The following is a 22446-nucleotide window of genomic DNA, read 5'->3' on the forward strand; positions in this document are numbered from 1 at the left end:
CTGTTCTGACGGGGTCACGGTTGCATGACTCTTCCAGATCAGGTCGCCTCGATGTCGTCCAGCCTGGTCCGGAGGTCCTCCGGGCCGCGGACGGCGAGCCGCTTGGGCGCGGCGCCACGGTGCGCCGGCAGCACGTCGAGCCAGCCGCGATGGCGGGCGGTGAACAACACGGTGGTGGGCACGGTCGGCGCCTCGCCGGCGGCGAACGCCTCGGACGGCACGTACTCCCAGTAGCCGTCCTCCCAGGGCACGTAGACCCAGCCCGGTCGGACGGCCAGCAGCTTGCCGACCTCGTCCTCCATTCTGAAGGCGGCCTTGCGGGTGGGTAGTCCGCCCGCGGCCAGCGCCCGTAGCCACCAGGGCGCAGGCAGGTCGGGCTCGAACTGGCTGAGCACCCGGTACAGGCCGACGACCTGGCGTTCGGGGGCTCGATGGATCCAGGCGCGGCGGATGTCGGCGGGTCCGGCTGCGTTCTGCGGCATGCCGGCCAGCTCGACCGCCTGTGACCACTCCAGCGTGGCCATCGGCTCCACTCGCACTTGCTTCTTCGCGTTCCGACGTGGGTGCGATTCGGTCACCGCCACCGCTCACCTCCATGGGCTGCCTGACGGGATATATCGATATGATCACTTCCCGCGCCATTTCGCACGTTCCTGTGCGGGAATTCACGTAGTTGTCATGCAGTTCTTACGCCATTCGTGCGGCCGAACCACCGAACGCGACTTGGTCTGGACCAAACGGCTGATCATCCGGCCTGGTACTCGACCGCGTCGCCAGTATGGTGGAGATACGCCTCTTCGAGGGAGCCCCGCCGGGGGCTGAGCTCGTGCAGCACGACGCCGTGGGCGGCGGCCAGCTCACCGATCTCGGCCGCGTCGAGGCCGACGACGACAAGTGCGCCAGGCTCGTGTCGTACCGTCGCGCCTTTGTGGACCAATGCCGTCTGCAATCGTTCCACCTGGGCGGTGCGAACTCGCACGGACGACTCGGTGGCCTCGCTGATGAATTGGGCAGTGGGACATTGCGCGATCAGCCGGCCGCGGCCGATCACGATCAACTCGTCGGCGGTCTGCGCCATTTCCGCGAGCAGATGGCTGGAGACGAGCACGGTCCGGCCGTTGTCGGCCATGGTGCGCATCAGCTTGCGCACCCAGGCGATGCCCTGCGGGTCGAGGCCGTTGACGAGCTCGTCGAACAGCAGCACCTGCGGGTCGCCGAGCAGCGCCGCGGCGATGCCCAGCCGCTGGGACATGCCGAGCGAGAAGTCGCCGGCGGGACTGCTCGCCGCCTTGGACAGGCCGACCAGGTCGAGCACCTCGTCGACACGGGTCCTGGGCAGATCGGCGGCCCGGGCCAGCCAGCGCAGATGGTTGCGCGCGGTCCGGTGCGGATGCGCCCACTTCGCGTCCAGCAGGCCGCCGATCACGCGTAACGGCCGCCGCAGCTCGCCGAACTGCTTGCCGTCGATGAGCACGAAGCCGGTGTCCGGCCGGTCCAGGCCGAGCACCATGCGCATGGTCGTGGACTTGCCGGCGCCGTTGGGGCCCAGAAAGCCGGTGACGACGCCGGGCCGGGCGGTGAACGACAGATCGTCGACGGCGACGGTCCGGCCGTAGCGTTTGGTCAGGCCCACCGCTTCGATCATGACCGCATGATCCCAGGAAATGGGGCGTGGGCGGGTAGCGGTGTCGGAAGGGAGATCGGTGCGTGTCCCGGGGTCGGCGAGGGTCCGGGCCGCCCCCCGATCGGCGGTCCGGACCCTCGCCCGAGCGGGCCCCGATTCCCACTCGTTCCCCAGCCCCTGTACCCGTGTGACGACACACGTGCGCCGTCATGACGCGGTTCAGGCGTCTCTTTTCTCGACCACCACCACGGCGGCCACCAGCAGCGCCGCGGCGACCGCGGCGAAGTACGCCAGCCCACCCCACGGGCCGTAGGGCAGGCCCCGGTCCACGGTGCTGGCGAACTGGCCCGCGGCGACGAACGGCATCCAGTCGTGCAGCCGCTCACCCACCCTCGGAATGATCTCCACCAGCTGCTCGACCAGCAGCGGGAACACCAGCAGGATCGCCACCGCCGCCGCGCTCTGCCGCAGCAGCGCGCCCACGGCGACGGCCAACACCGCGGCGATCGCGTACACCAGGCCCATGCCGGCGATCTGCCGCCACTCCGCCGCGGTGGCGATGTTGGTGGCCGGGCTGCCGGTGATCAGCCGGGCAACGCCCCACGACCCGAACGACGACACCTCGCCGACGACGCCGGCGACCAGCGCCAGCACGGTCGCCTTGGCCAGCAGCGCGCGGGTCCGGCTGGGCACGGCCTGGAAGGTGGCCTTGATCGTGCCGAAGCGGTACTCGGTGGTGACCGACAGCGTGGCCATCACCATCGTGACGACGAGGCCCAGGATGTACAGGGTCTGCGTGCTCTCCGGCGACACCCCGTCGCTGTGCCGGGCGTTCAGCCACGCCAGGCCCGCGGTGACACCGATGGTCAGCGCCAGCGCGGCGGCGATGCACCAGACCGGAGCCCGTGTGGAGAACAGCTTGATCCGCTCGACGGCCAGCAGCGTCATGCCACGCCCGCCTCGTCCGCCTGGTACTCGACCGCGTGGCCGGTCAACCGCATGAACGCCTCCTCAAGCGAACCCTGCTGCGGGCTCAGCTCGTGCAGCACGACGCCGTGCGTCGCGGCCATCTCCCCGATCTGGTCGCTGCTGCCGCCACTGATCACCAGCGCGTCGTCGTCCGTTATACGTGCTGACATGCCCCAGTGGGTCACGACTTCGGCCAGCCGGGCCGCCTGCGGGCTGCGCACCAGCACGGTGGTCTCGGTCGCGCCGCCGATGAAGGCGGCCGTGCTGCCCTGCGAGATCAACTGACCGCGGCCGATGACGATCAGGTCCTCGGCGGTCTGCGCCATCTCCGAGAGCAGGTGGCTCGACACCAGCACGGTGCGGCCCTGCCCGGCCAGGCCCTGCATGAACCGGCGGATCCACCGGATGCCCTCCGGATCGAGGCCGTTGACCGGCTCGTCGAACAGCAACACCTGCGGGTCGCCGAGCAGCGCGGCGGCGATGCCCAGCCGCTGCGACATGCCCAGCGAGAAGCCGCCGGCCCGCTTGTCCGCGACGGCGGTCAGCCCGACCTGCGCCAGCACCTCGTCCACGCGGGACTTCGGCAGCTTGCTGGCCCGCGCCAGCCAGCGCAGGTGGTTGCGCGCCGAACGGTTGGGGTGCACCCATTTCGCGTCCAGCAGCGCGCCGACCGTGCGCATCGGGTGCTTGAGTTCGTGGTACGGCCTGCCGTCGATCAGCACCCGGCCCTCGGTCGGCCGGTCGAGGCCCAGGATCATGCGCATGGTGGTCGACTTGCCGGCGCCGTTCGGCCCCAGGAAGCCCGTCACCCGGCCCGGCCGGACCGTGAACGACAGGTCCCGCACCGCCACGGTCCGCCCGTAGCGCTTGGTCAGGCCGATTGCCTCGATCATGATGCAAGCATGCCGGGACGGACTGTCATCGGGCATCGGCCCCCGGTTCGATGTCGGGTAGTCCCCTCGTCCTACCGCTACGGTCGGGTACATGGCTGAGACCGAGGACAACTGGTGGCGTGAATTCATCGCCGAGCTGCCGGCGAAGACCGCGAAGCTGGCCGTCGTCCGCAAGGACGGCTCGCCCCACGTGGCGCCGGTCTGGGTCGCCTTGGACGGCGACACCATCGTGTTCAACACCGGCAAGGACTCGTTGAAGGGCAAGTCGATCCTGCGGGACGGTCGAGTCGCCCTCAGCTTCGACGACGAGCGGCCGCCGTTCGCCTTCGTGCTGGTGCGGGGCCGCGCCGAGGTCATCGAGGACCCGGACCAGCTGCGGCACTGGGCGACGGTGATCGCCGGCCGGTACATGGGCGAGGACCGGGCCGAGGAGTACGGAGCCCGCAACGGCGTGCCGGGCGAGCTGCTGGTCCGCGTGGTCGACGCCAAGGTCACCGCCCAGAGGGGCGTCGCCGACTGAGAACTGCTCGGAAGGGGGCATTCCACGCGTTCAACGCCAGGAAAGCCCCTTCCGAACGGTCAGTGCTTCAGCGTCGCCGCGTCCGTGACCTGGTCCGCGGGCGGGGCGGCGACGTCGACCTTGGTGCCCCAGTTCGTGTAGTGCACGGTCGACGTGAGCAGGTCGCCGACCGTGGTCACGACCTGCACCGGCAGCTGTTCCTTGTTCAGCCAGATGTCGACGTCCGCCGTCTTGGGCAGCTTGGCGGCGAGGTCGGCGGGCAGCTTGGCCGCGACGCCGGCCTTGGTCTCGTCGACGACGAGCGCGTAGTGCGTGACGGGCTGGCCGTTGAGCGTGGCCTGCCAGGTCCTGGTGATCTTGCCGGCCTTGGCCAGTTGGTCCAGCACGGCCGTCGGGCTGTTCTGCTGGGCGATCTGGGCCAGGCCGCCGGACAGCGACTTGGACAGCGGGTCGTCGCCGCCGAGCTTGAGCCACGGCGTGCCGATGCCGGCCTTGGTCCTGGCCTCGGCGGGAAGCGACAGGTACACGGCCGGCCCGACCACACGGACCTCGGAGTCACCGCTGTCGGCACTGGATTTCAGGTCCAGCTGGGTGTTCGCGCCGTCGAGCAGCGCGGCGCCGGTCATCAGGATCTTGTTCTGCTGGACGTTGACCACGGCGTCGATGTCGACGGTCTTGGACTTGTCGGCGCCGGCCTTGGCCAGCGACGCCAGCTGCGCGGCGTCGGCGGCGGGTTCGGGCCCGCCGGCCTGCGCTCCGGGTCCGCCGCAGGCGGCGAGCGTCACGAGCACGGCAAAGCCCACAACAGTCTTGCGCACGATGATGAGTCCCCCTTGGTTTCGGCCGCGGGCAACGGCCTCACCGCGAGCCTAACCAAGGGGGACCAGCGATTTTTCGACCTCAGTGACCGGACAGGTCGGCCAGGTCGGCGACCTGGTCGGCCGGCGGGGCGGCGACGTCCACCTGGCCGCCCCAGTCGGTGTAGTGGACCTTCGCGGTGTACTTGTCCCCGGCGGCCGCGGTCATCTGCAGCGGCAGGTTGTCGTTGTCCAGCCACAGGTCGACGGTCATCGGGGCGACGGCGCCGGCCAACTGCGGCGGCAGCTCGGCCTGCGCCTTGGCGGTGTCGACGTCGACGGTGTAGTGCGTGGCGGGCTTGCCGTCCAGGGTGGTCTTCTCGGTCCTGGTGACCTTGCCGCCCTTGGCGATCTGGTTCAGGAACGTCGCCGGGTCGTCCTGGGTGGCGAGCTGGTCGAGACCGCCGCTGATGAGCTGGGAGATCGCGTCGTTCGAGCCGCCCACCTTCACCCACGGCTTGTCGGTGCCCAGCCGGGCCTTCGCGGCGGCCGGCGGCTTGAGGTAGATGGCCTTGTCCACCAGGCGTATCTCCATCGAGCCGGCGGCGGTGCCCATCTGCATGGCCATCCCCGCGGAGTCGCCGCCGAACTTGCCCTGTCCGGTCATGGTCACGTGCTGGCCGCCGGCGTCCACGGTGGCGTCGATCTTGACGGTGCTCGTCTTGGCGGTGCTGGACTTGGCCAGCGCGGCCAGTTGCACGGCGTCGGTGGTGACGACGGGCTGGCCGCCCGCGTTCGGGGACGGCGCACCGGTGGTCTGCGCGCTGCACGCGCCGAGCGCGACTAACAGGGCCACGCCCACTACGGACTTGCGCACTTGCTCATCTCCTCATCGGAAAAGTCGGTCGAGCACGGTCGCCACGCCGTCCTCCGAGACACTGCCGGTCACCTCGTCCGCGGCCGCCTTCACGTCGGCCGCGGCGTTGCCCATGGCCACCCCCAGGGCGGCCCAGCGGAGCATCGCGATGTCGTTGTGTCCGTCGCCGAAAGCTGCGGTGGCGTCCGGGGACACCCCCAGCTCCGTGCGGAGCTGTTCGAGCGCACTCGCCTTGGAGATGCCTTCGGCGACGACGGTCAGCCACGCGTCGGTGTGATGGTCGTACGTCCACGTGACTCCCGCAATGCCTGAGACGTCCATCAGCTCCGCGAGTTGCGTCTTGGTGACGCCGTTCCAGTACGCGACCATGCGCGTGGTCGGCGTCGCGCCCAGTTCGATGTCGTCCACGAGGCGCCGGGTGCCGGTCGACTCGCCGGGATAGCCGTCGCTGACCCGGTTGCCGACGCCGGGTTCCTCCAGGGAGAACGTCACGCCGGGCAGCAGCGCCCGCAGCCGGGCGATCACCGGCGCCGGCTCGAAGGTGGCCAGCGGGATCACCTCGCCGGTGGCCAGGTCGAGGCGCACGGCTCCGTTCGAGCACAGCGCGGTGCCGTCGGTGAACCCGAGCTGCGTGACGACGGTGCGGACGCCGAGCACGGTGCGTCCGGTGGACAGCACGATGTGCGCGCCGGCGGCCTGAGCTCTGGCTATCGCCGAGCGCACGGCCGGCGAGATCGTGCCGGTCGAGTCCATGATCGTGCCGTCGACGTCAAGGGCGATCAGGGCAGGGCGCACGACACGGAGCGTAACTAGCTCCCCGGGGTGAATCCGGTGTGACTGCCATCACCGAAACGGAAACGAGTCGTTTCGGATGATGCGCCGGCAATGAGGCCGGCCCCTGCAGAATCGGAGGGCGTCTGTGGGAACAGTCGCACGCGCCTTGACCGGCCTAGCCCTGGTCACGGCATCGATGATCGTCACCACCTCCGTCGCGTCGGCGAGCGAGTCCGCCGCCGGTCCGGCCCAGCCCAACATCGTGTCGGCGGCGGTCTACGCCTTGAGCCACCCGACCGCCTCGCCCCCCGGGGCGAACGACTTCTCCTGCAAACCGACCGCCGCGCACCCGCGCCCGGTCGTGCTGTCCAACGGCACCGGCGCGAACGCCTACGACGACTGGGCGGGGCTGTCCGGTGTGCTCAAGCGGGACGGCTACTGCGTGTTCGCGCCGAACCTCGGCGGCCCCGAGGGCGGTCTCTTCCAGGCCGTCGGGGACATTCCCACCACGGCCGGCCAGTTCGGCCAGTACGTCGACAAGGTGCTCGCCGCCACCGGCGCCGCGAAGGTGGACATCGTCGGGCACTCCCAGGGCGGCATGCTGCCGCGCTACTACCTGAAGTACCTCGGCGGCGCGAGCAAGGTCGGCACGCTCGTCGGCCTGGCGCCGTCCAACCACGGCACGAACCTCGACGGGCTGGTCGACGCCGTGCGGTCCCTGCCGGGCGGCGGCGACTTCGCCGACGGCGTGATCGGCGCCGTCTGCCCGGCCTGCGTGCAACAGGAGGTCGGCTCCACCCTGCTGGCCGGCCTCAACGACGGCGGCGACACCGTGCCCGGCGTCAACTACACCGTCGTCGCCACCCGCACCGACGAAGTCGTCACGCCCTACACCTCGGCCTACCTGTCCGGGCCGACGGTGACCAACCACCGCCTGCAGGACTACTGCATGATCGACGGCACCGAGCACATCAACATCACCTACGACCACATCGCGATCCAGCTCGTGCGCAACGCCCTTGACCCGGCGCACGCCTGGACGCCGAACTGCCTGACCTGATTCCGGGGATCCCTACCCTGGTCCGGCCCGGGCTCACACGTCGCCGGGTCGGACCAGCCCCGTCTCGTAGGCCAGCACCACCGCCTGCACGCGGTCCCGCAGCTCCAGCTTGGCCAGGATGCGGCCGACGTGCGTCTTCACCGTCGCCTCGGACAGGAACAGCTTCTGCGCCAGCTCCGTGTTGGACAGGCCCTTGGCGATCAGCACCAGCACCTCGCGCTCACGCTCGGTGAGCACATTCAGCACGGAGGCGTCGCGCAGCTCGCCGCCGCCGGCCGGGCCGAGGAACCGGTCCAGCAGCCGCTTGGTCACGCTCGGCGAGACCACCGCGTCGCCGCTGGCCACCGACCGCAGCGCCGACACCAGGTCGGCCGGCGGGGTGTCCTTGAGCAGGAAGCCGCTGGCCCCGTTGCGCAGCGCCGACAGGGCGTACTCGTCCATGTCGAAGGTGGTCATCACGAGCACCTTGGCCGTGCCGGCCTCGGTGATCTGCTTGGTCGCCTCCACGCCGTCCAGCCGCGGCATGCGCACGTCCATCAGCACCACGTCGGGCCGCAGCTCCTCGGCCAGCCGCACGGCGTCCACGCCGTCCGCGGCCTCACCGATCACCTCAAGGTCTTCCTGCGCGTTGAGCACCATGCGGAAGCCCATCCGCATCAGTTCCTGGTCGTCAACCAGCAGAACTCGGATCACGGGCATCAGACTAGGGGTCCCTGCGCGGCGCCGACCGGCAGCACGGCGTGGACGCGCCAGCCGCCGCCCGGCCGGGGACCGGCCTCCAGGCTGCCGCCGAGCACGCCGGCCCGCTCCCGCATGCCGATCAGCCCGTTGCCGCCGGACATGCCGGACAGTTCCCGGGGCGTGCCGAAGCCGTCGTCGTCGACGACCACCTCGATCTTGTCGTCGGCCCTGGTCACGAACACGTCCGCGGACGCGCTGCCGCCGGCGTGCTTGAGCGAGTTGGTCAGCGCCTCCTGCACGATCCGGTACACCGACAGGCCGACACCCGCGGGCAGGTCGTTGAGGTCGCCGCGCAGCGTCAGGGTCACCGGCAATCCGGCGGTGCGGACCTGCTCGGCCAGCTGCGGCAGCGCATTGGTGTCCGGCTGCGGCAGCCGTTCGGTCTCGCTCTGCGTCTCGTTGCGCATCAGGCCGAGCAGCCGGCGCAGCTCACCCAGCGCCTGCCGGCCGGTGTCGGAGATGGTGGTCAGCGCCATCTGCGCCATCTGCGGATCCGACTGCAGCGCGTAGCTGGCGCCGTCGGCCTGCACGACCATCACGCTGACCGCGTGCGCGACGACGTCGTGCAGTTCGCGGGCGATCCGGCTGCGTTCCTCGGCGACGGCGATGCGGGCCTGCTGGTCGCGTTCGACCTCCAGCAGCTTCAGCCGTTCCAGCAGCTCGGCGTTGAGTTGTCGCCGTGCGCCGACGAACTCGCCGACGGCCCAGCAGAAGCCGAAGATGCAGATGATCATGAAGAAGGTGAGGACGACCTCCGGCGGATCCTGGATCCGCCACACCTCCCACAGCACGGTGCCCAGCAGCAGCCAGGCCGCGTAGATCGCGCCCTGCCGGCGGCCGACGTAGGCGACCATCGTGTAGAGCGCGATGCCCAGCGCGAAGTCCGCCGGCCGCACCGGCACGCCCTCGATCTCGCCGTACGGGCCGTGCACCACGTTGTGGGTGACCAGCTGCACGAAGCCGGCGACCAGGATGATGTTGCTGGTCAGCTTGGGCCGGGCCCGGCGGAAGATCAGCGGGCCCCACAGGAACAGCCCGACGATCAGGTACACGCCGCGCGGCGTGTCGGCCAGGTTGGCGCCGGCGGCCGCGAGGTCGGGCAGGCCGAGCAGCCCGGCGATCAGGGTGTCCCCGACCACCGGGTGAGCACGCATCCACAGGCTCAGCCGTCGCACCGCACCAGCCTAGAAGCGCGGCCGGGCCGCCAGCGTCACTCTCCGGTACGACTACCCGGTGCTACCCCAGAATGAGTGATCCACTTCGCCGGCATGGCACCATCTGCCGGGTGACGTCCTCCCTGGCCGGACCGCTGTCCGCCGCGGTGGCGCGGCTGGTCCAGACGCTGCGGCCGCAGGTCGGCCCGGCCACCGCCGCCGGCTTCGACGAGGTGCTGCGCCGGCTGTCCGCGCCGCTGCAGGTGGCCGTCGCCGGGCGCATCAAGTCCGGCAAGTCCACGCTGGTCAACGCTCTGATCGGGCGCCGGGTGGCACCGGTCGGCGTCGGCGAGTGCACCCGCCTGGTGACCCGGTTCCAGTACGGCGCGGTGGACCGCATCGAGGTCGTCGGCGTCGACGGCTCGCGGCGGGTGCTGCCGTTCGACGCTGACGGCACGATCCCCGCCGACCTCGACGTGGACGTGGAGACCGTGTCGCACCTCGAGGCGTATCTCACGAACGAGGTGCTGCGGGAACTCACCGTGATCGACACGCCGGGTCTGGGTTCGCTGGACTCGGCGTCGGTCGCCCGCACCGAGAAGCTGTTGGACCAGGTGTCGCGGGACGCGGTCGCCGGCGCCGAGGCCGTGCTCTACGTCTTCACGCAGACGGTCCGCGCCGACGACCAGGAGACGCTGCGGGCCTTCACCGCGGCGACCGCCGGCCGCGACGCCGGCCCGGTCAACGCCATCGCCGTGCTGAACAAGGTGGACACCATCCCGCCGGAGTCGGTCGCCGGCTCGGACGGCGAGGTCTGGCGGGCGGCCGCGATCCTCGCCGGCAAGCAGGCGGCGGCGCTGCGGCCCCGGGTCGCGGGCGTGCTGCCGATGATCGGGCTGCTGGCCGAGTCCGCCGAGTCCGGGGCGTTCACCTCGGCCGACGCCGACGCCCTGCGCGCGCTGGCCGAGCTGGACGAGGCCAGCTGGCAGACGATGCTGATGTCGGCGGACCTGTTCACCACCTGGGAGTGCGCGGTGCCGTCGGCGACGCGGTCCCGCCTGCTGGCCAAGCTCGACCTGTACGGCATCGACCGCGCGGTGCGGGCGATCCACGCCGAGCCGGGCATCACCGCCGGCGCGCTGCGCCGGGCGCTGCTCGACGCCTCCGGGCTCGACGGCGTCCGGGCGAAGCTCGACGGCGTGTTCCGGGCTCGCGCCGACGGCATCAAGGCCGCCGCCGCGCTGGCCTCCGTGACGGCGCTCGCGGCCGGCGACCCGGGCGAGCGGCAGCGGGTGCACGACGCCATCGAGCAGCTGCTCGGCCGGCCGGAGGCGCACCAGCTGCGGCTGCTCGAAGCGTTGACGTTGATCACCACGAACGCCGTTTCGATGCCCGAGGACCTGGCCGAGGAGGTGCTGCGGGTCGGCGGCTCCGGCAGCATTCCGGAGCAGCTGGGCCTGGTCGGCCGGCCGCCGCACGAGCTCGTCGCCTACGCGCTGGAGCGGGCCGGCTGGTGGCGCTCGTTCGCCTCGTTCGGGGCCACTCCCGCGCAAAGCCGGGTCGCGCACGTCGTGCACCGGGCATATTTCCTCATCTGGCAGCAACTGAGGGGGGCCAGTGGAGGCTGAACTGCTGGAGCAGGCGCTCGGCGAGCGCAAGGCGCTGATCAGGATGTGCCTGTACGCACTGGACCGGGCACGCAGCGCCGGCGTGGTGGAGCGACTGGAGGCCGGGCTGGCCGAGGTCGGGGTGCGGGCGGTGCGGCCGGACGGCGAGCGGTTCGACCCGGCCGTGCACGAGGCCGGCGGCACCGAGCCGACCGACGACCCCGCGCGGGTCGGGTTGATCGCCGAGACCGAGGTTCCCGGGTTCGTCGACCGCGGCCAGTCGCTGCGGGCGCCGATCGTCATCGTCTACGCCGCACGGGATTCGTCGTGACCGCGCCGACCCCGCAGCTGCCGCAGCTGGTCAAGCAGGCCCGGGAGCGCCTGTCGGCGCTGCTGCGCGAGCACGACAAGCGCGCTGCCGACCAGGTCGACAAGGCGCTAGCCGGCCGGGCTTCCACGCCGTCGATCGTGGTCGTGGGCGAGACGAATCGGGGCAAGAGTTCCCTGGTCAATGCCCTGATCGCGACGCCAGGACTGTCCCCTGTGGACGCCGACGTGGCCACCGCCAGCTACCTCGTGCTGCGGCACGGCGAGTCGTGGGCGGCGCGCGCCTGCTACGCCGAACCGATCGACTTCCCGATCGAGGACCTGGGCCGCTGGGTCACCGGCCTTGAGCAGCAGCCCCCTCGGCACGTCGAGGTGCAGGCCCCGATCCCGCTGCTGCAGCGACTGTCCATCGTGGACACTCCTGGCGTCGGCGGCCTCAACTCGATGCACGGGGAACTGGCCGCCGAGGCCGCCGCGACGGCGACCGCGCTGCTGTTCGTTGTGGACGCTTCGTCGCCGTTCACCAAGGGAGAGCTGGACTTTCTCGCCACCGTCGGCGAACGCGTCGAGACCGTGCTGTTCGCGCTGACCAAGGTGGACCAGTTCCGGGGCTGGCGTGAGGTGCTCGACGCCGACCAGAAACTGCTGGCCGAACATGCGCCGCGGTTCGCCGGTGCGAAGTTCCACGCCGTGTCGCCGCGCATGTTCGAGATGGCCGCCAAGGCCCCGAACCCCGACGCGGCCGCGATGCTGCGGGAGAAGTCCGGCGTTGGCGACCTGCAGGTCGCCGTGCAGGAGCTGGTCGTCGGCCGGTCGCTGATGCTGGCCGAGGCCAATGCCCTACGCACGCTGACCACCGCGATCGGCGCGGTCGTGGTCCGGCTGCAGGCGTCCGCGCGGGCGTTGGAGACCGGCCACGAGGAGGCCGACGCGCTGCGGGCCCGCCGCGACAAGCTCGCCGCCGAGCGAAAGTCGTCCACCCGGAGCTGGCAGGTCAAGCTCCGCACCGAGGTCCAGCGGGCCCGGCTGGAGTCGTTGCACGAGGTCAGCCGGCAGGTCCGGGACGCGCAGTCGTGGTTCCGGCAGGCCATCGACACCGCCGGCAAGGATGCCTTGGCCGCGCTCCCGCAGCAGTTGGACGCCGCGTTGCAGGTGATTTCGGCGCGGATCAACGCCGTGCTGGCCGACCGGCTGAGCCGGGCCGCCGACGCCGCGCTCGCCGAGCTGTTCTCCGCCGAGGAGCTGGCCGTGATCCGCGCCCAGTTCGCCCGCGGCGCCCACCCGCCGGTGATGCTGCGGGCGCCGGAGAAGCGGGCGGCGACGGCCGAGGACCGGCTGCTGGTGTTCATGGGCATCTCCGGCGGCATGGGCGCGGGCCGCATCGCCGCACTCCCGCTGGCCGGCATCGGCGTCGCCGCGCTCAACCCGATCGTGCTGCCGGTGACCATCGTGCTCGGCCTCGGCGCCGGCTACTGGATGGCCCGCACCCGCAAGCACCTCGCCGACAAGCAGCACATGCGGCAGTGGCTGTCCGACGCCCTCGCCGACGCCCGGTCCACGCTGGACCAGCTCGTGTCCGAGCAGCTCATCGACGCCGAAGGGCAGCTGTCGCTCGCCCTCGACGAGGCCCTGACCAGCCGGATCGAGGCCATCGAGGAGGAGCTCCGCGAGGTGGACAAGGCCCTCAAGCTGGACGCCTCCGAGCGGGCCGGCCGGCAGCAGGCCGTCGGCCGGCAGTTGGCCGAGGTGACCGCCGCCCGGGACCGCGGCGAGGCGCTGCTGACCACCATGCGGCAGCTGCGGGACCGGAGTTGAGTGGTTGCGGGAACCGATCCGCCCTACCGTGAGTCCAACCGGCAACAAGCAGCGGAGACGGGGGTAGTGCGGTGTACATCGACAACAGCGGCGCCGACGGTCACGAGCTGAAGATCGAGGTCGACGGCCACGAGTACACCGAAGAGGCGTCGGAGAGCTACCACAACGACGGCACCATGGACACCGCCGAGATCGACGGCGACGACGGCGGCCGCGTCGACTACACCGACACCGACCACGACGGCACCGCCGACCTGGCCACCCGGTACGACGCCAACGGCCAGATGATCGGCCAGACCCACTTCGACGGCGCCACCGGCCAGTGGACCCAGGCCACCGCCGCCGGCAGCGGCTCCATGACCGTCGACACCGAGCACGGCGAGCAGAACGTCGGCCCCGCCACCGCCGACACCACCAACAGCGGGCACAACGACACCGCGGTGGTCACGGACGCCGAGGGCAACACGTTCCTGTACACGGACACCGACGGCGACGGCAGGGCCGACTACGCGATGGAGATCGACGCCAAGGGGCAGGTCACCATCTCCGAGCACACCGGCGAGCACCAGTGGACCGAGATCGAGCACGGCCACATCGACGGCGGCGGCAACTACCAGCGGGACAACGCCGCGAGCCTGCTCCAGTTCGGGGCCGACGACCGGTCGTGGGGCGGCGAGGAGCAGCAGGCCGACGGTCAGGGCATCGTCCGCACGGACTCCGCCACCGGCGAGTGGACCTGACCGAGGGCTCCCCCTGCCGGGCCGACTCCAGCCGGACCGACGCCGTCCGGCTGGCGCGCCCGACCCCGTCCCCGCCGGACCGCAACCCATCGTGGCGGTGGTCGCAGGTAAGCCCGGACACATCCCCGATACCATCCGGTGTCGGGGATGTCTCTTTTCGTGGACGCATTTCGTGGGGTTGATCCACGTGGTCCGTGATGGTCTGAACCAATGGGTATTCAGAAACGATTCCGGAGTGACCGCCGTTACACGGTGGAAGCGCTCTCATTGATCCCTTTTCGGCCCCGAAGTGTGCGCGAAAAGAGTGCTGAATCGATTCCTTGATCGCTTATGTGAGGTGGCTGACAGGTGAACGGTCGGCCACCGGTGTGTAACCCGGATACAGTTGGGCATCCCCTAAACGCCTCACACCCGGACGCCGCCGGGTGTGGTTGCGCATTTCCACGGACGCCGTCGTCTGCAACAGGGACAGCGGCGTCCCTGTGCTTTCGTCCGGCAGACCCCAGGGCAGGAGACGAGATGACCGCACTGACCATCCCCGGTCTCGACCAGGCACCGACCACCAACGAACGACTCCTGACCTGGGTGCAGGAGGTGGCGGAGCTGACCACGCCGGACCGGGTGGTCTGGGTGGACGGCTCCGAGGAGGAGTCGAAGCGCATCAACGCGGCCCTGGTCGACGCGGGCACCTTCGTGCCGCTGAAGAAGAAGCCGAACTCCTACTGGGCCGCGTCGGATCCGACCGACGTCGCCCGCGTCGAGGAGCGCACGTTCATCTGTTCCGTCGACCCGGCCGACTCGGGCCCGACGAACAACTGGATGGACCCGGCCGAGATGAAGACCATCATGACCGAGCTCTACCGGGGCTGCATGCGTGGTCGCACGATGTATGTCATTCCGTTCTGCATGGGGCCGCTGAGCGCCGAGAAACCCATGCTGGGCGTGGAGATCACCGATTCCGAATACGTCGTCGCCTCGATGCGCATCATGACCCGCATGGGCGAGAAGGCGTTGGCCCGCTTCACCGACGGCGCCGACTTCGTGCAGGCGCTGCATTCCGTGGGCGCGCCGCTTGAGCCGGGCCAGGACGACGTGCCGTGGCCGTGCAACGACACGAAGTACATCACCCACTTCCCGGAGGAGCGGCTGATCTGGTCGTTCGGTTCCGGTTACGGCGGCAACGCGCTGCTGGGCAAGAAGTGCTACTCGCTGCGCATCGCCTCGGCGATGGCCCGCGACGAGGGCTGGCTGGCCGAGCACATGCTGATCCTCAAGCTGATCTCGCCGGAGAACAAGGTCCACTACATCGCGGCCGCCTTCCCGTCGGCCTGCGGCAAGACCAACCTGGCCATGCTGGAGCCGACCATCCCGGGCTGGCGAGTGGAGACGCTCGGCGACGACATCGCCTGGATGCGTTTCGGCGAGGACGGCCGGCTGTACGCGGTCAACCCGGAGTACGGCTTCTTCGGCGTCGCGCCGGGCACCGACTACCACACCAACCCGAACGCCATGCGCACCATCGAGCGCGGCAACTCGATCTTCACCAACGTCGCCCTCACCGACGACGGCGACATCTGGTGGGAGGGCATGGGCGAGAAGCCCGAGCACCTCACCTCGTGGAAGAAGCAGGACTGGACGCCGGCGTCGACCGACCTCTCCTCGCACCCGAACTCCCGCTACTGCACGCCGATGCAGCAGTGCCCGATCCTGGCGCCGGAGTGGGACGATCCCAAGGGCGTGCCGATCTCGGCGATCTTCTTCGGCGGCCGCCGCGCCACCACGGTGCCGCTGATCACCGAGTCCCGCGACTGGCAGCACGGCGTGTTCATGGGCGCCACCCTGTCCAGCGAGACCACGGCCGCGGCCGTCGGCCAGGTCGGCGTGGTGCGTCGCGACCCGATGGCGATGCTGCCGTTCATCGGCTACCACGCCGGTGACTACTTCAACCACTGGATCCAGCTGGGCAAGAACGCCAACGCGGAGAAGCTGCCCAAGATCTTCTACGTGAACTGGTTCCGCCGCGGCGAGGACAAGCGGTTCCTGTGGCCCGGGTTCGGCGAGAACAGCCGGGTGCTGAAGTGGGCCATCGAGCGGCTGGAGGGCACGGCCGCCGCCGAGGAGACGCCGATCGGCCACGTGCCGACGCCGGCCGACCTCGACCTGTCCAACCTGGACGCGCCGGCCGAGGACGTCGCCGCCGCGCTGGCGTTCGACGCCGACGAGTGGCGGGCCGAGCTGCCGCTGATCGAGGAGTGGTTCGCCAAGATCGGCGACAAGCTGCCGACCTCGCTGCGTGACGAGTTCGAGGCCCTGAAGCAGCGCCTGGGCTGAGTTTTCGGCGCGCGTTCCGCGCGCGGCTCGGCCCCTTCGGGGGCCGATGCCTCGCACACTTCGGCCGGTGGAGTCCCGATGACGTGACTCCACCGGCCGCTGTATGTCCGCCGGACGAGTGAGCAACCGGGCACCGGCGTTCGGCGTCCTCCTGACGAAGGAGGAGGTGCCCCGTGATTTTCGCGGCGCTGGCGATGCTGGTGCTCGCGGCGATCGCCCTACCGATGGCGACCATCGCGTTGTCCAGATCCGCCCGGAAGACCACCGTCGCCGACGGGGAGCAGGCCTCCCCGCCGACGACGACAGATCAGCTCGAGCTCGGCAGCGATCCCGCCGCCGCGCGGTAGGCCGCGGCCTTGGCCAGCGCGGACGGCGCGGCCTGGCCGGGGCCGGGCAGCGGCACGCCGTCGCAGGTGAGGTCGTGCGCCGGCACCACCCCGTCGACGATGAACGACTCGACGGTGTTGTCCACGCAGGAGTTGCCGGTCGAGGCGTAGATGCCGTGATCGCCCTGGTTCTGCACGGTCAGCAGTCGGGAGTTGGCGAAGCCCTTGTGCGCCAGCACCGCGCCCTCGTAAGGCGTCGCGGGGTCGTGCGTGTCCTGGACCATCAGCAGCGGCGGCACGCCACGGCCGGTGGGCGTGGGCATCCGCAGGTTCGGCCGGTTCCAGGACAGGCACGGCTGGCTGATCGTGGAGTAGCCGATCAGCGGGTACTTCCGGCCGGCCTCGCCGGACTGCCGGATCAGCGACTGCCGGTTGCCGTGCCACGGCGTGTCGTTGCACAGGATCGAGGTGAACGTGGACAGGAACGCGTCCGCCGAGATCGGCAGCAGCGCCTGCCTGGCGTGCGCCGCGAACGCGCCGCCACCGCCGACGGCCGCCTCCAGGATGCCGAAGTTCTGCGCGAGCGCCGTGAAGCTGCTCGACGAGTACATGGCGCCGACGATCATGTTGTCCAGCGCGACCCCGTTGTAGCTGGTGCCGCCGATGACGACCGGGCTGGCGGCCATCTTGGCCCGCAGCTGCTCGTACGTCTGGTTCACGGCCTCGGCCGTCGTGCCGAGGTGGAAGGTGGAGTCGTACTTCGCCGCCCACGGCTGGAAGTCCTGCTGGAACCGGCGCTGGAAGCCCAGCGGCTGCCAGTCGAACGAGTCCTGCCAGTCGGTGGTGAACTCGGTGTTGGAGTCCAGCACGAACTTGCCGACCCGGTTGGGGAAGTAGGTGGCGTAGTAGGCGCCGAGCCAGGTGCCGCCGGAGTAGCCGACCCAGTTGATCTTGTCTCGGCCCAGCAGCGCCCGCAGCAGGTCCAGGTCCTTCACGGTCTGCTCGGTGTTCACGAACGGCCCGAACTCGCCGCCGAACTGCTGGCAGTACTGGGCGGTCAGCTTGGCCGAGTTCAGCAGCAGGTTGATGTTGCCGGGGCTGCGGTCGCGGTAGTCCAGGGTGGACCCGATGTCCAGGCCGCCGTTGCAGGTGGTGTTGCTGCTGTTGCCGGTGCCGCGCACGTCGAAGCCGATCAGGTCCTCGGCGCCGGTCAGCTTGGTCCGGTCCAGGAAGGACAGCGGCATGGTCAGGCCCGGGCCGCCCGGGCCGCCGGGGTTGAGCAGCACCGAGCCCTTCGACGGGCCGGTGGCCGGCAGCTTGCTCACCGCGATGGAGATGTCCTGGTGCGCGGTGGGATGGCTCCAGTCCATCGGCGCCGCGAAGGTGCCGCACAGCATCCGCTCCGAGCCGGGCGGCAGGCCCGGCGGCACCGGGTTGAAGCACGGTTTCCAGGCGATCTGCTGGGCCAGGTACTTGGCCGGCACGGCCGCCGCCGGCCCGCCCGCCGCCGACGCGGCCGGCGCCGCCGCTAACAGCGTGGCGCCGGTGGCCGCCGCCAGCGCGACGGCGAGAAACGATCTACGCACTCGAGAGCCCCCTTCAGCACGGTCAGAAGGGGCTCAGCTCATCGCGTCGTCGGCGGCCCGCGTCAGGGCCATTCGTCGGTTTTCCGGTGACGGCCGACCGGGTGCCGCCGCGAACGGACGGCGCCCGGTCAGCGGCTGACCGGCCGAAACGGCTGTCAGCCCGGAAGGGGGCGGTTTCCGATGTTCTGGAGTCGCGCGTCGACCGGTCGGGCAGCTTCGGCGTAGCAGATGAGGTTGGTGTACCCCTGGGCCCACGCCTGCCGGGTGTCCGGGGCGCGCCAGGTGTAGGTGACGTCCGATCGCGAATCGGTGCCCAAATAGCTGGTCAGCTCCTGCGAGCACCGGTTGCGGGCGATCTGGTTGATGGTGTCCGTCGCCGGCATCGGGTCGGTGGACCGGCCCAGCGCCTGCACTCCCGGCATCGCCTCGCCCAGGTGCGGCTTGTCGCAGGCGCCGAACTTCAGGGTCTGGCTCTGTGACGGCGAGCTGACCGTGCAGGTCTGGTAGTGGGCGAAGCCGGCGCCGGCCAGGACCCGCCGCAGCGAGCCGGTGATGGTGATCGGGTTGCCGGCGGAGTCGATCTGCGTGGCGGCGCAGACCAGCCAGCGTTCGCCGTGCGTCCACGCGTCGGCCTGCGGCCAGAACGCCCACGCCTGGAGGTCGGTGGCGTCGGCGTCCTTGCTGCCCAGGTACTCGCCGAGCGCGTCCCGGCAGGACGGCAGCGCCGCCCTGGTCATCGTGGTGTCGTCGGGCAGCGCGCTGGGCAGTCCGTCCGGCAGGTCGCCGACCAGGGTCACCTCGCCCTGGTGCGGCTCGGCGCACGTGACGGTCTGGTGGTCGGCGTCGATGCACGCGCCGACGGCCGGCAGCGCGTCCCGCCGGACCCCGCCGCTGTCCACCTGCGGCATCGGCAACGGAGCCGCGCCGGCCGCGTTGTCCGGTGAGCTCGGGGTGGGCGTGAGCGCGTCGGACAGGTCCATGGCCGGTCTGCCGCAGGCGCCCACCATGCCAACCAATGCCAGCACGATGACCGCCGTCCAGCCGCGCCGCACCATCGACCTCCTCGTCCAATTCGGCTATCGGTCGTTCGACCGTACCGGCTCAACCGGTGGTCAAGCTGGCAATGACCTGAGGGATGCTCCGACAATGCGTGGCGGGCGAACATCCCCCAGGTCGGCTACCCAGGATCAGCTCAAACCATTCGCCGCGGCTGTGACCAGCGCCACCGTCTGGTTGACGATGGCGGTCCGGCGGGCCTCGAAGGCCGGATCGGTCAGCGCGGTCGTGCCGGCCGGGTCGCCCAGCACCGGCGTGTGCAGGTGGCCGCCGCGCACGGCGGTCGCGCCCAGGCCCAGCCGGACCCGGTTGGACCGGTACATGCTCTCGTTGGACAGGTAGTCACCGCCGCCGCCCTGCGCGGCGATCTCCCCCGGCTTCGGCGCGTCGGTGCGGCAGACCTGCTGGCCGGTGCCCGGGTGCGAGCTGTCCGACCACACGCAGAACAGCAGGTCGAAGTTGACCTTGTAGCTGCCGGTCGGCGTGGCCTGCATCTGCTGGTAGGGCAGCGTGGTCTCGATGAACTGGTCGTCGGGCTGCGGCCAGCCGGCGGCGGCCGGGACCGGTCCGGTGGAGCTGGCGTCGTTGTTGTCCGGGAAGCCGCCGCGCCAGTCGCCGGCCCAGCGCTCGATGTCGAACTGGTCGGGGCGGCCCTGGCTGATCGTGATGATCATGTCCGGCCGGTGCGCCGCGTCGGCGAGCGCCGTGCCGTACGCCGCCTCGACGATGCCCTGGTCGAAGTAGCCCCACACGACCGGGAACGTCACCGCCTGCACCACGGCCGGACCGTTCGGCGTGCTGATGGTCAGGCCGTCCAGCTGCAGCGCGGCCGCGCCGGCCGGGTTGGAGATGCGCACCCCGGCGCCGTCCAGCTCGAACGGGTCGAAGCCGCTGACCATGATCTTCTTGACTCCGGCGCCGTCCGGCAGCTTGTCCGAGTCCAGGCCGCGGGAGCCGTGGTCGAGCGCGGTGAGCAGGGCGGTGCGGGTGGCAGCCGACAGGGCGAACTTCGGCTGCCACTGCCGCAGCGCCTTGCTCATCTGCAGCCGGGCCCAGTAGAGCGGGCGGTCGTCGTGCTGGTCGAGCGTGCCCATGCCGGGGCGGCGGCCCTGGGCGCGGTCGACGGAGGTCTGCCAGAGGTTGTCGCCCGCCGCGGTGACCAGCTGTCGTGCCGCCGTCGTGGACTTGGCGGCGCACAGCTTGGTGGTGAAGTCGCCGACCAGCGGGTCGAAGCCGGCCTGGCTGACCAGGGTGGGGCCGACGGCCGGGCCACCGGCCGGCATGGTCGCGGTCAGCCGCTGCTCCTCGACGGTGAGCTTGGCGTTCGGGCTGAAGCACTGCGCCGACGGCGCCGCGTGCGCGGCCACCGGGCTTAGCAGACACAACGCCAGGGCGGCAGGGGCCAAAATGTGAAGTTTCTTCGCAATCGCCACGTGAACGAGTGTTGTGGACGCGTGCGTAGAGCAACACGGGCAAGTGGATGGTTTCGTGCGGAGGTCACGCGAATGGCACGCAGGGGCTTGGCCGGGGACGTGGCGATCATCGGCGCGGCGGTGTTGATCGCGGCCGGTGTGCTGGTCGCCGTGGCGACCCCGAGCGCCAAGGTGCAAGCGTTTGCCAACGAGCTGACCGGCGGTGACGACCCGCCCGCGGTGCCGCTGCCCGGCCCGCCGCCGCGCTCGTCGACGGCCGCGCCGACGCCGACCACCGCCGTGCAGGCGCAGCTCACCGTGCAGACCGACGCGACCGGACGCGTCGTCGGCATGCTGCCGCGGACCCCGCTCCCCTCGACCGGCGGCAGCTCCCCGCTGGCCGCCGCGCAGTCGCACCTGGCCGACATCGCCCAGGTCTGGCAGGTCGACCCGGACACGCTGCGGGTCGCCGACGTGCGCCCGGTGCCGTTCGGCACGGTCGTGCGCTACCAGCAGACGATCGGCGGCGTGCCGGTGTTCGGTGGCCAGATCGTGCAGGCCCTGGCCAAGGACGGTTCCCTGGTCAGCGCGGTCGGCAAGACCGCCCGCGCCCGGTCCGGCGGCTTCCCGGCCGACACCTCGCGGACCGTGCAGGCCGCCGGCCAGAAGGCCGTGACCGCGACCGCCGACGCGAAGAAGTTGTCGGCGAAGGACCTGAGCGTGCAGTCCACCGACCAGTACTGGTGGGACCCGACGCTGGGCGGCACGACCGGGGCGGCCGTCGCCAAACCGGTCTATGTGGTGCACATCCGCGGCTCGCGGGCCGACCAGCAGTGGTCCATGGTCGTCGGCGCCAACCGCACCGACGTGGTCCAGTCCTGGTCGGAGACCCGGGAGGCGAGCAACCGGGACGTCTGCGACGCGCGACGGCGACTGGTCAGCGGCAGCCTGGCCTCGGTGCGCTGCGGGACGGCGTTCCCGCTGGTGCGCACCGAGCGGAGCGGCTCGACCGCCGGCGACGTCGGCTCCGTGTTCAAGTTCTTCGGCGACGCGCAGAACTTCTACGCCCGGTTCACCGGGCTCGACCTGACCACGCTGATCGGCGCCGACTACGGCGACGGCACCGGCAAGGCGATCCGCGGCACCGTGCGGGTCTGCCTGGTCGGCGAGCGCTGCCCGTTCCTCAACGCGTTCTGGGACGGCGAGCAGATGGCCTTCGGCGAGGGCGTCACCACCGAGGACATCACCGGCCACGAACTCACCCACGGCGTCACCCAGCACACCTCCGGCCTGCAGGGCGGCCAGGCCGACGCGCTCAACGAGGGCATGTCCGACGTGTTCGGCAAGTTCATCGGCATCACCGCCGGCGACCCGAACGACGCCGGCGCGAACCGGTGGTCCATCGGCGCCGGCTCGGCCATCGGCGTCATCAGGGACATGCGCAACCCGCAGCGGTTCCAGCAGCCGGACCGGGTCAACGGCCCGTTCTGGGTCACCGACAACCCCGACCCGCACGCCAACGACGGCGTGGTGAACAAGGCGGCATTCCTGATCACCGACGGCGCCACGTTCAACGGTCGGACCGTGCGCGGACTGGGCGTGACCAAGGCCGTGCAGGTGTGGTTCGGCGTGGAGAACCTGCTCACCCCGCGGTCCACGTTCCAGGACCTGGGCAACGCGCTGGCCGTGTCGTGCCAGGCCAACCTGACCGCGGGCGTCGCCGGCATCACGCAGGACGACTGTGCGCAGGTCGCCGACGCGGTGGCCGCCACCCAGCTGGATCAGGCGCCCCAGTGACCGGATCCGTGGTTTCAGCACCCGAACGGTCACAATTGAG

21 protein-coding genes are annotated in these 22446 nt (G+C 70.8%); 9 read left to right on the forward strand and 12 right to left on the reverse strand.

Annotated elements, in window-relative coordinates; all coding sequences use genetic code 11:
- Window positions 1–38: 38 nt before the first annotated feature.
- From BJ998_RS19520 to BJ998_RS19535, 4 genes are all read right to left on the reverse strand, one after another.
- Window positions 39–524, reverse strand: coding sequence for a hypothetical protein (locus BJ998_RS19520; protein ID WP_221338065.1), 486 nt, complete (start codon window positions 522–524; stop codon window positions 39–41).
- 221 nt (window positions 525–745) lie between these two features.
- A complete protein-coding gene (locus tag BJ998_RS19525; protein ID WP_184863653.1) occupies window positions 746–1645 on the reverse strand; it encodes a DUF8746 domain-containing protein in 900 nt (299 codons plus the stop codon).
- 198 nt (window positions 1646–1843) lie between these two features.
- Window positions 1844–2572, reverse strand: a complete 729-nt coding sequence (locus tag BJ998_RS19530; protein ID WP_184863655.1) for an ABC transporter permease — start codon at window positions 2570–2572, stop codon at window positions 1844–1846.
- Window positions 2569–3486, reverse strand: coding sequence for an ABC transporter ATP-binding protein (locus BJ998_RS19535; protein WP_184863657.1), 918 nt, complete (start codon window positions 3484–3486; stop codon window positions 2569–2571). The genes BJ998_RS19530 and BJ998_RS19535 overlap by 4 nt, the downstream gene beginning before the upstream one ends.
- A 91-nt stretch (window positions 3487–3577) precedes the next feature.
- Between BJ998_RS19535 and BJ998_RS19540 the strand changes: the two genes are divergently transcribed.
- On the forward strand, window positions 3578–4006 hold the full coding sequence (locus tag BJ998_RS19540) for a PPOX class F420-dependent oxidoreductase (RefSeq protein ID WP_184863659.1): 429 nt from the start codon (window positions 3578–3580) through the stop codon (window positions 4004–4006).
- Between the two features lie 59 nt (window positions 4007–4065).
- On the opposite strand, the gene BJ998_RS19545 is transcribed toward BJ998_RS19540, so the two are convergent.
- From BJ998_RS19545 to BJ998_RS19555, 3 genes are all read right to left on the reverse strand, one after another.
- Complete coding sequence (locus tag BJ998_RS19545) at window positions 4066–4824, reverse strand: SCO4651 family lipoprotein (protein WP_184863661.1); 759 nt, start codon at window positions 4822–4824, stop codon at window positions 4066–4068.
- A gap of 82 nt (window positions 4825–4906) precedes the next feature.
- Window positions 4907–5680 (reverse strand): SCO4651 family lipoprotein, encoded by a 774-nt coding sequence (locus BJ998_RS19550; protein ID WP_184863663.1) that lies wholly within the window; start codon window positions 5678–5680, stop codon window positions 4907–4909.
- A gap of 12 nt (window positions 5681–5692) precedes the next feature.
- Window positions 5693–6475 (reverse strand): HAD family hydrolase, encoded by a 783-nt coding sequence (locus tag BJ998_RS19555; protein WP_312890214.1) that lies wholly within the window; start codon window positions 6473–6475, stop codon window positions 5693–5695.
- Window positions 6476–6620: 145 nt separating this feature from the next.
- Here BJ998_RS19555 and BJ998_RS19560 point away from each other — a divergent pair, with 145 nt between their 5' ends.
- The gene (locus BJ998_RS19560) at window positions 6621–7514 is read left to right on the forward strand and encodes an esterase/lipase family protein (protein ID WP_246488622.1); all 894 of its coding nucleotides are present in this window, start codon (window positions 6621–6623) and stop codon (window positions 7512–7514) included.
- 33 nt (window positions 7515–7547) lie between these two features.
- On the opposite strand, the gene BJ998_RS19565 is transcribed toward BJ998_RS19560, so the two are convergent.
- Both BJ998_RS19565 and BJ998_RS19570 read right to left on the reverse strand, forming a co-directional pair.
- The gene (locus BJ998_RS19565) at window positions 7548–8207 is read right to left on the reverse strand and encodes a response regulator (RefSeq protein WP_184863665.1); all 660 of its coding nucleotides are present in this window, start codon (window positions 8205–8207) and stop codon (window positions 7548–7550) included.
- Between the two features lie 5 nt (window positions 8208–8212).
- Window positions 8213–9430, reverse strand: a complete 1218-nt coding sequence (locus BJ998_RS19570; protein WP_425558883.1) for a sensor histidine kinase — start codon at window positions 9428–9430, stop codon at window positions 8213–8215.
- A gap of 110 nt (window positions 9431–9540) precedes the next feature.
- Here BJ998_RS19570 and BJ998_RS19575 point away from each other — a divergent pair, with 110 nt between their 5' ends.
- From BJ998_RS19575 to BJ998_RS19600, 6 genes are all read left to right on the forward strand, one after another.
- Window positions 9541–11037, forward strand: a complete 1497-nt coding sequence (locus BJ998_RS19575) for a dynamin family protein (RefSeq protein WP_312890215.1) — start codon at window positions 9541–9543, stop codon at window positions 11035–11037.
- Window positions 11027–11347 (forward strand): nucleotide exchange factor GrpE, encoded by a 321-nt coding sequence (gene grpE / locus BJ998_RS19580; protein WP_376775876.1) that lies wholly within the window; start codon window positions 11027–11029, stop codon window positions 11345–11347. The genes BJ998_RS19575 and grpE overlap by 11 nt, the downstream gene beginning before the upstream one ends.
- The gene (locus tag BJ998_RS19585) at window positions 11344–13158 is read left to right on the forward strand and encodes a dynamin family protein (protein ID WP_184863669.1); all 1815 of its coding nucleotides are present in this window, start codon (window positions 11344–11346) and stop codon (window positions 13156–13158) included. The genes grpE and BJ998_RS19585 overlap by 4 nt, the downstream gene beginning before the upstream one ends.
- A 71-nt stretch (window positions 13159–13229) precedes the next feature.
- Window positions 13230–13898, forward strand: a complete 669-nt coding sequence (locus tag BJ998_RS19590) for a hypothetical protein (RefSeq protein WP_184863671.1) — start codon at window positions 13230–13232, stop codon at window positions 13896–13898.
- A 519-nt stretch (window positions 13899–14417) separates the two neighbouring features.
- Window positions 14418–16229, forward strand: a complete 1812-nt coding sequence (locus BJ998_RS19595) for a phosphoenolpyruvate carboxykinase (GTP) (RefSeq protein WP_184863673.1) — start codon at window positions 14418–14420, stop codon at window positions 16227–16229.
- A gap of 173 nt (window positions 16230–16402) precedes the next feature.
- Complete coding sequence (locus BJ998_RS19600; protein WP_184863675.1) at window positions 16403–16576, forward strand: hypothetical protein; 174 nt, start codon at window positions 16403–16405, stop codon at window positions 16574–16576.
- Here the strand turns inward: BJ998_RS19600 and BJ998_RS19605 are convergent.
- From BJ998_RS19605 to BJ998_RS19615, 3 genes are all read right to left on the reverse strand, one after another.
- Window positions 16537–18141, reverse strand: coding sequence for an alpha/beta hydrolase (locus BJ998_RS19605; protein ID WP_184863677.1), 1605 nt, complete (start codon window positions 18139–18141; stop codon window positions 16537–16539). The genes BJ998_RS19600 and BJ998_RS19605 overlap by 40 nt on opposite strands.
- 155 nt (window positions 18142–18296) lie before the next feature.
- Entirely contained in the window at window positions 18297–19196 is a 900-nt protein-coding gene (locus BJ998_RS19610) for a septum formation family protein (RefSeq protein WP_184863679.1), read from the reverse strand.
- A gap of 132 nt (window positions 19197–19328) precedes the next feature.
- Window positions 19329–20564 (reverse strand): pyroglutamyl-peptidase I, encoded by a 1236-nt coding sequence (locus tag BJ998_RS19615; RefSeq protein WP_312890216.1) that lies wholly within the window; start codon window positions 20562–20564, stop codon window positions 19329–19331.
- Between the two features lie 138 nt (window positions 20565–20702).
- Here BJ998_RS19615 and BJ998_RS19620 point away from each other — a divergent pair, with 138 nt between their 5' ends.
- The gene (locus BJ998_RS19620) at window positions 20703–22406 is read left to right on the forward strand and encodes a M4 family metallopeptidase (protein WP_184863681.1); all 1704 of its coding nucleotides are present in this window, start codon (window positions 20703–20705) and stop codon (window positions 22404–22406) included.
- Window positions 22407–22446 lie beyond the last annotated feature (40 nt).

Origin of the sequence: Kutzneria kofuensis (genome assembly GCF_014203355.1) — a bacterium.
Taxonomy (GTDB): domain Bacteria; phylum Actinomycetota; class Actinomycetes; order Mycobacteriales; family Pseudonocardiaceae; genus Kutzneria; species Kutzneria kofuensis.

Coding starts and splice junctions, on each gene's coding strand:
- BJ998_RS19520 (WP_221338065.1), bottom strand. CDS start 524: ATGGCCACGCTGGAGTGGTCACAGGCGGTCGAGCTGGCCGGCATGCCG.
- BJ998_RS19525 (WP_184863653.1), bottom strand. CDS start 1,645: ATGATCGAAGCGGTGGGCCTGACCAAACGCTACGGCCGGACCGTCGCC.
- BJ998_RS19530 (WP_184863655.1), bottom strand. CDS start 2,572: ATGACGCTGCTGGCCGTCGAGCGGATCAAGCTGTTCTCCACACGGGCT.
- BJ998_RS19535 (WP_184863657.1), bottom strand. CDS start 3,486: ATGATCGAGGCAATCGGCCTGACCAAGCGCTACGGGCGGACCGTGGCG.
- BJ998_RS19540 (WP_184863659.1), top strand. CDS start 3,578: ATGGCTGAGACCGAGGACAACTGGTGGCGTGAATTCATCGCCGAGCTG.
- BJ998_RS19595 (WP_184863673.1), top strand. CDS start 14,418: ATGACCGCACTGACCATCCCCGGTCTCGACCAGGCACCGACCACCAAC.
- BJ998_RS19610 (WP_184863679.1), bottom strand. CDS start 19,196: ATGGTGCGGCGCGGCTGGACGGCGGTCATCGTGCTGGCATTGGTTGGC.
- BJ998_RS19620 (WP_184863681.1), top strand. CDS start 20,703: ATGGCACGCAGGGGCTTGGCCGGGGACGTGGCGATCATCGGCGCGGCG.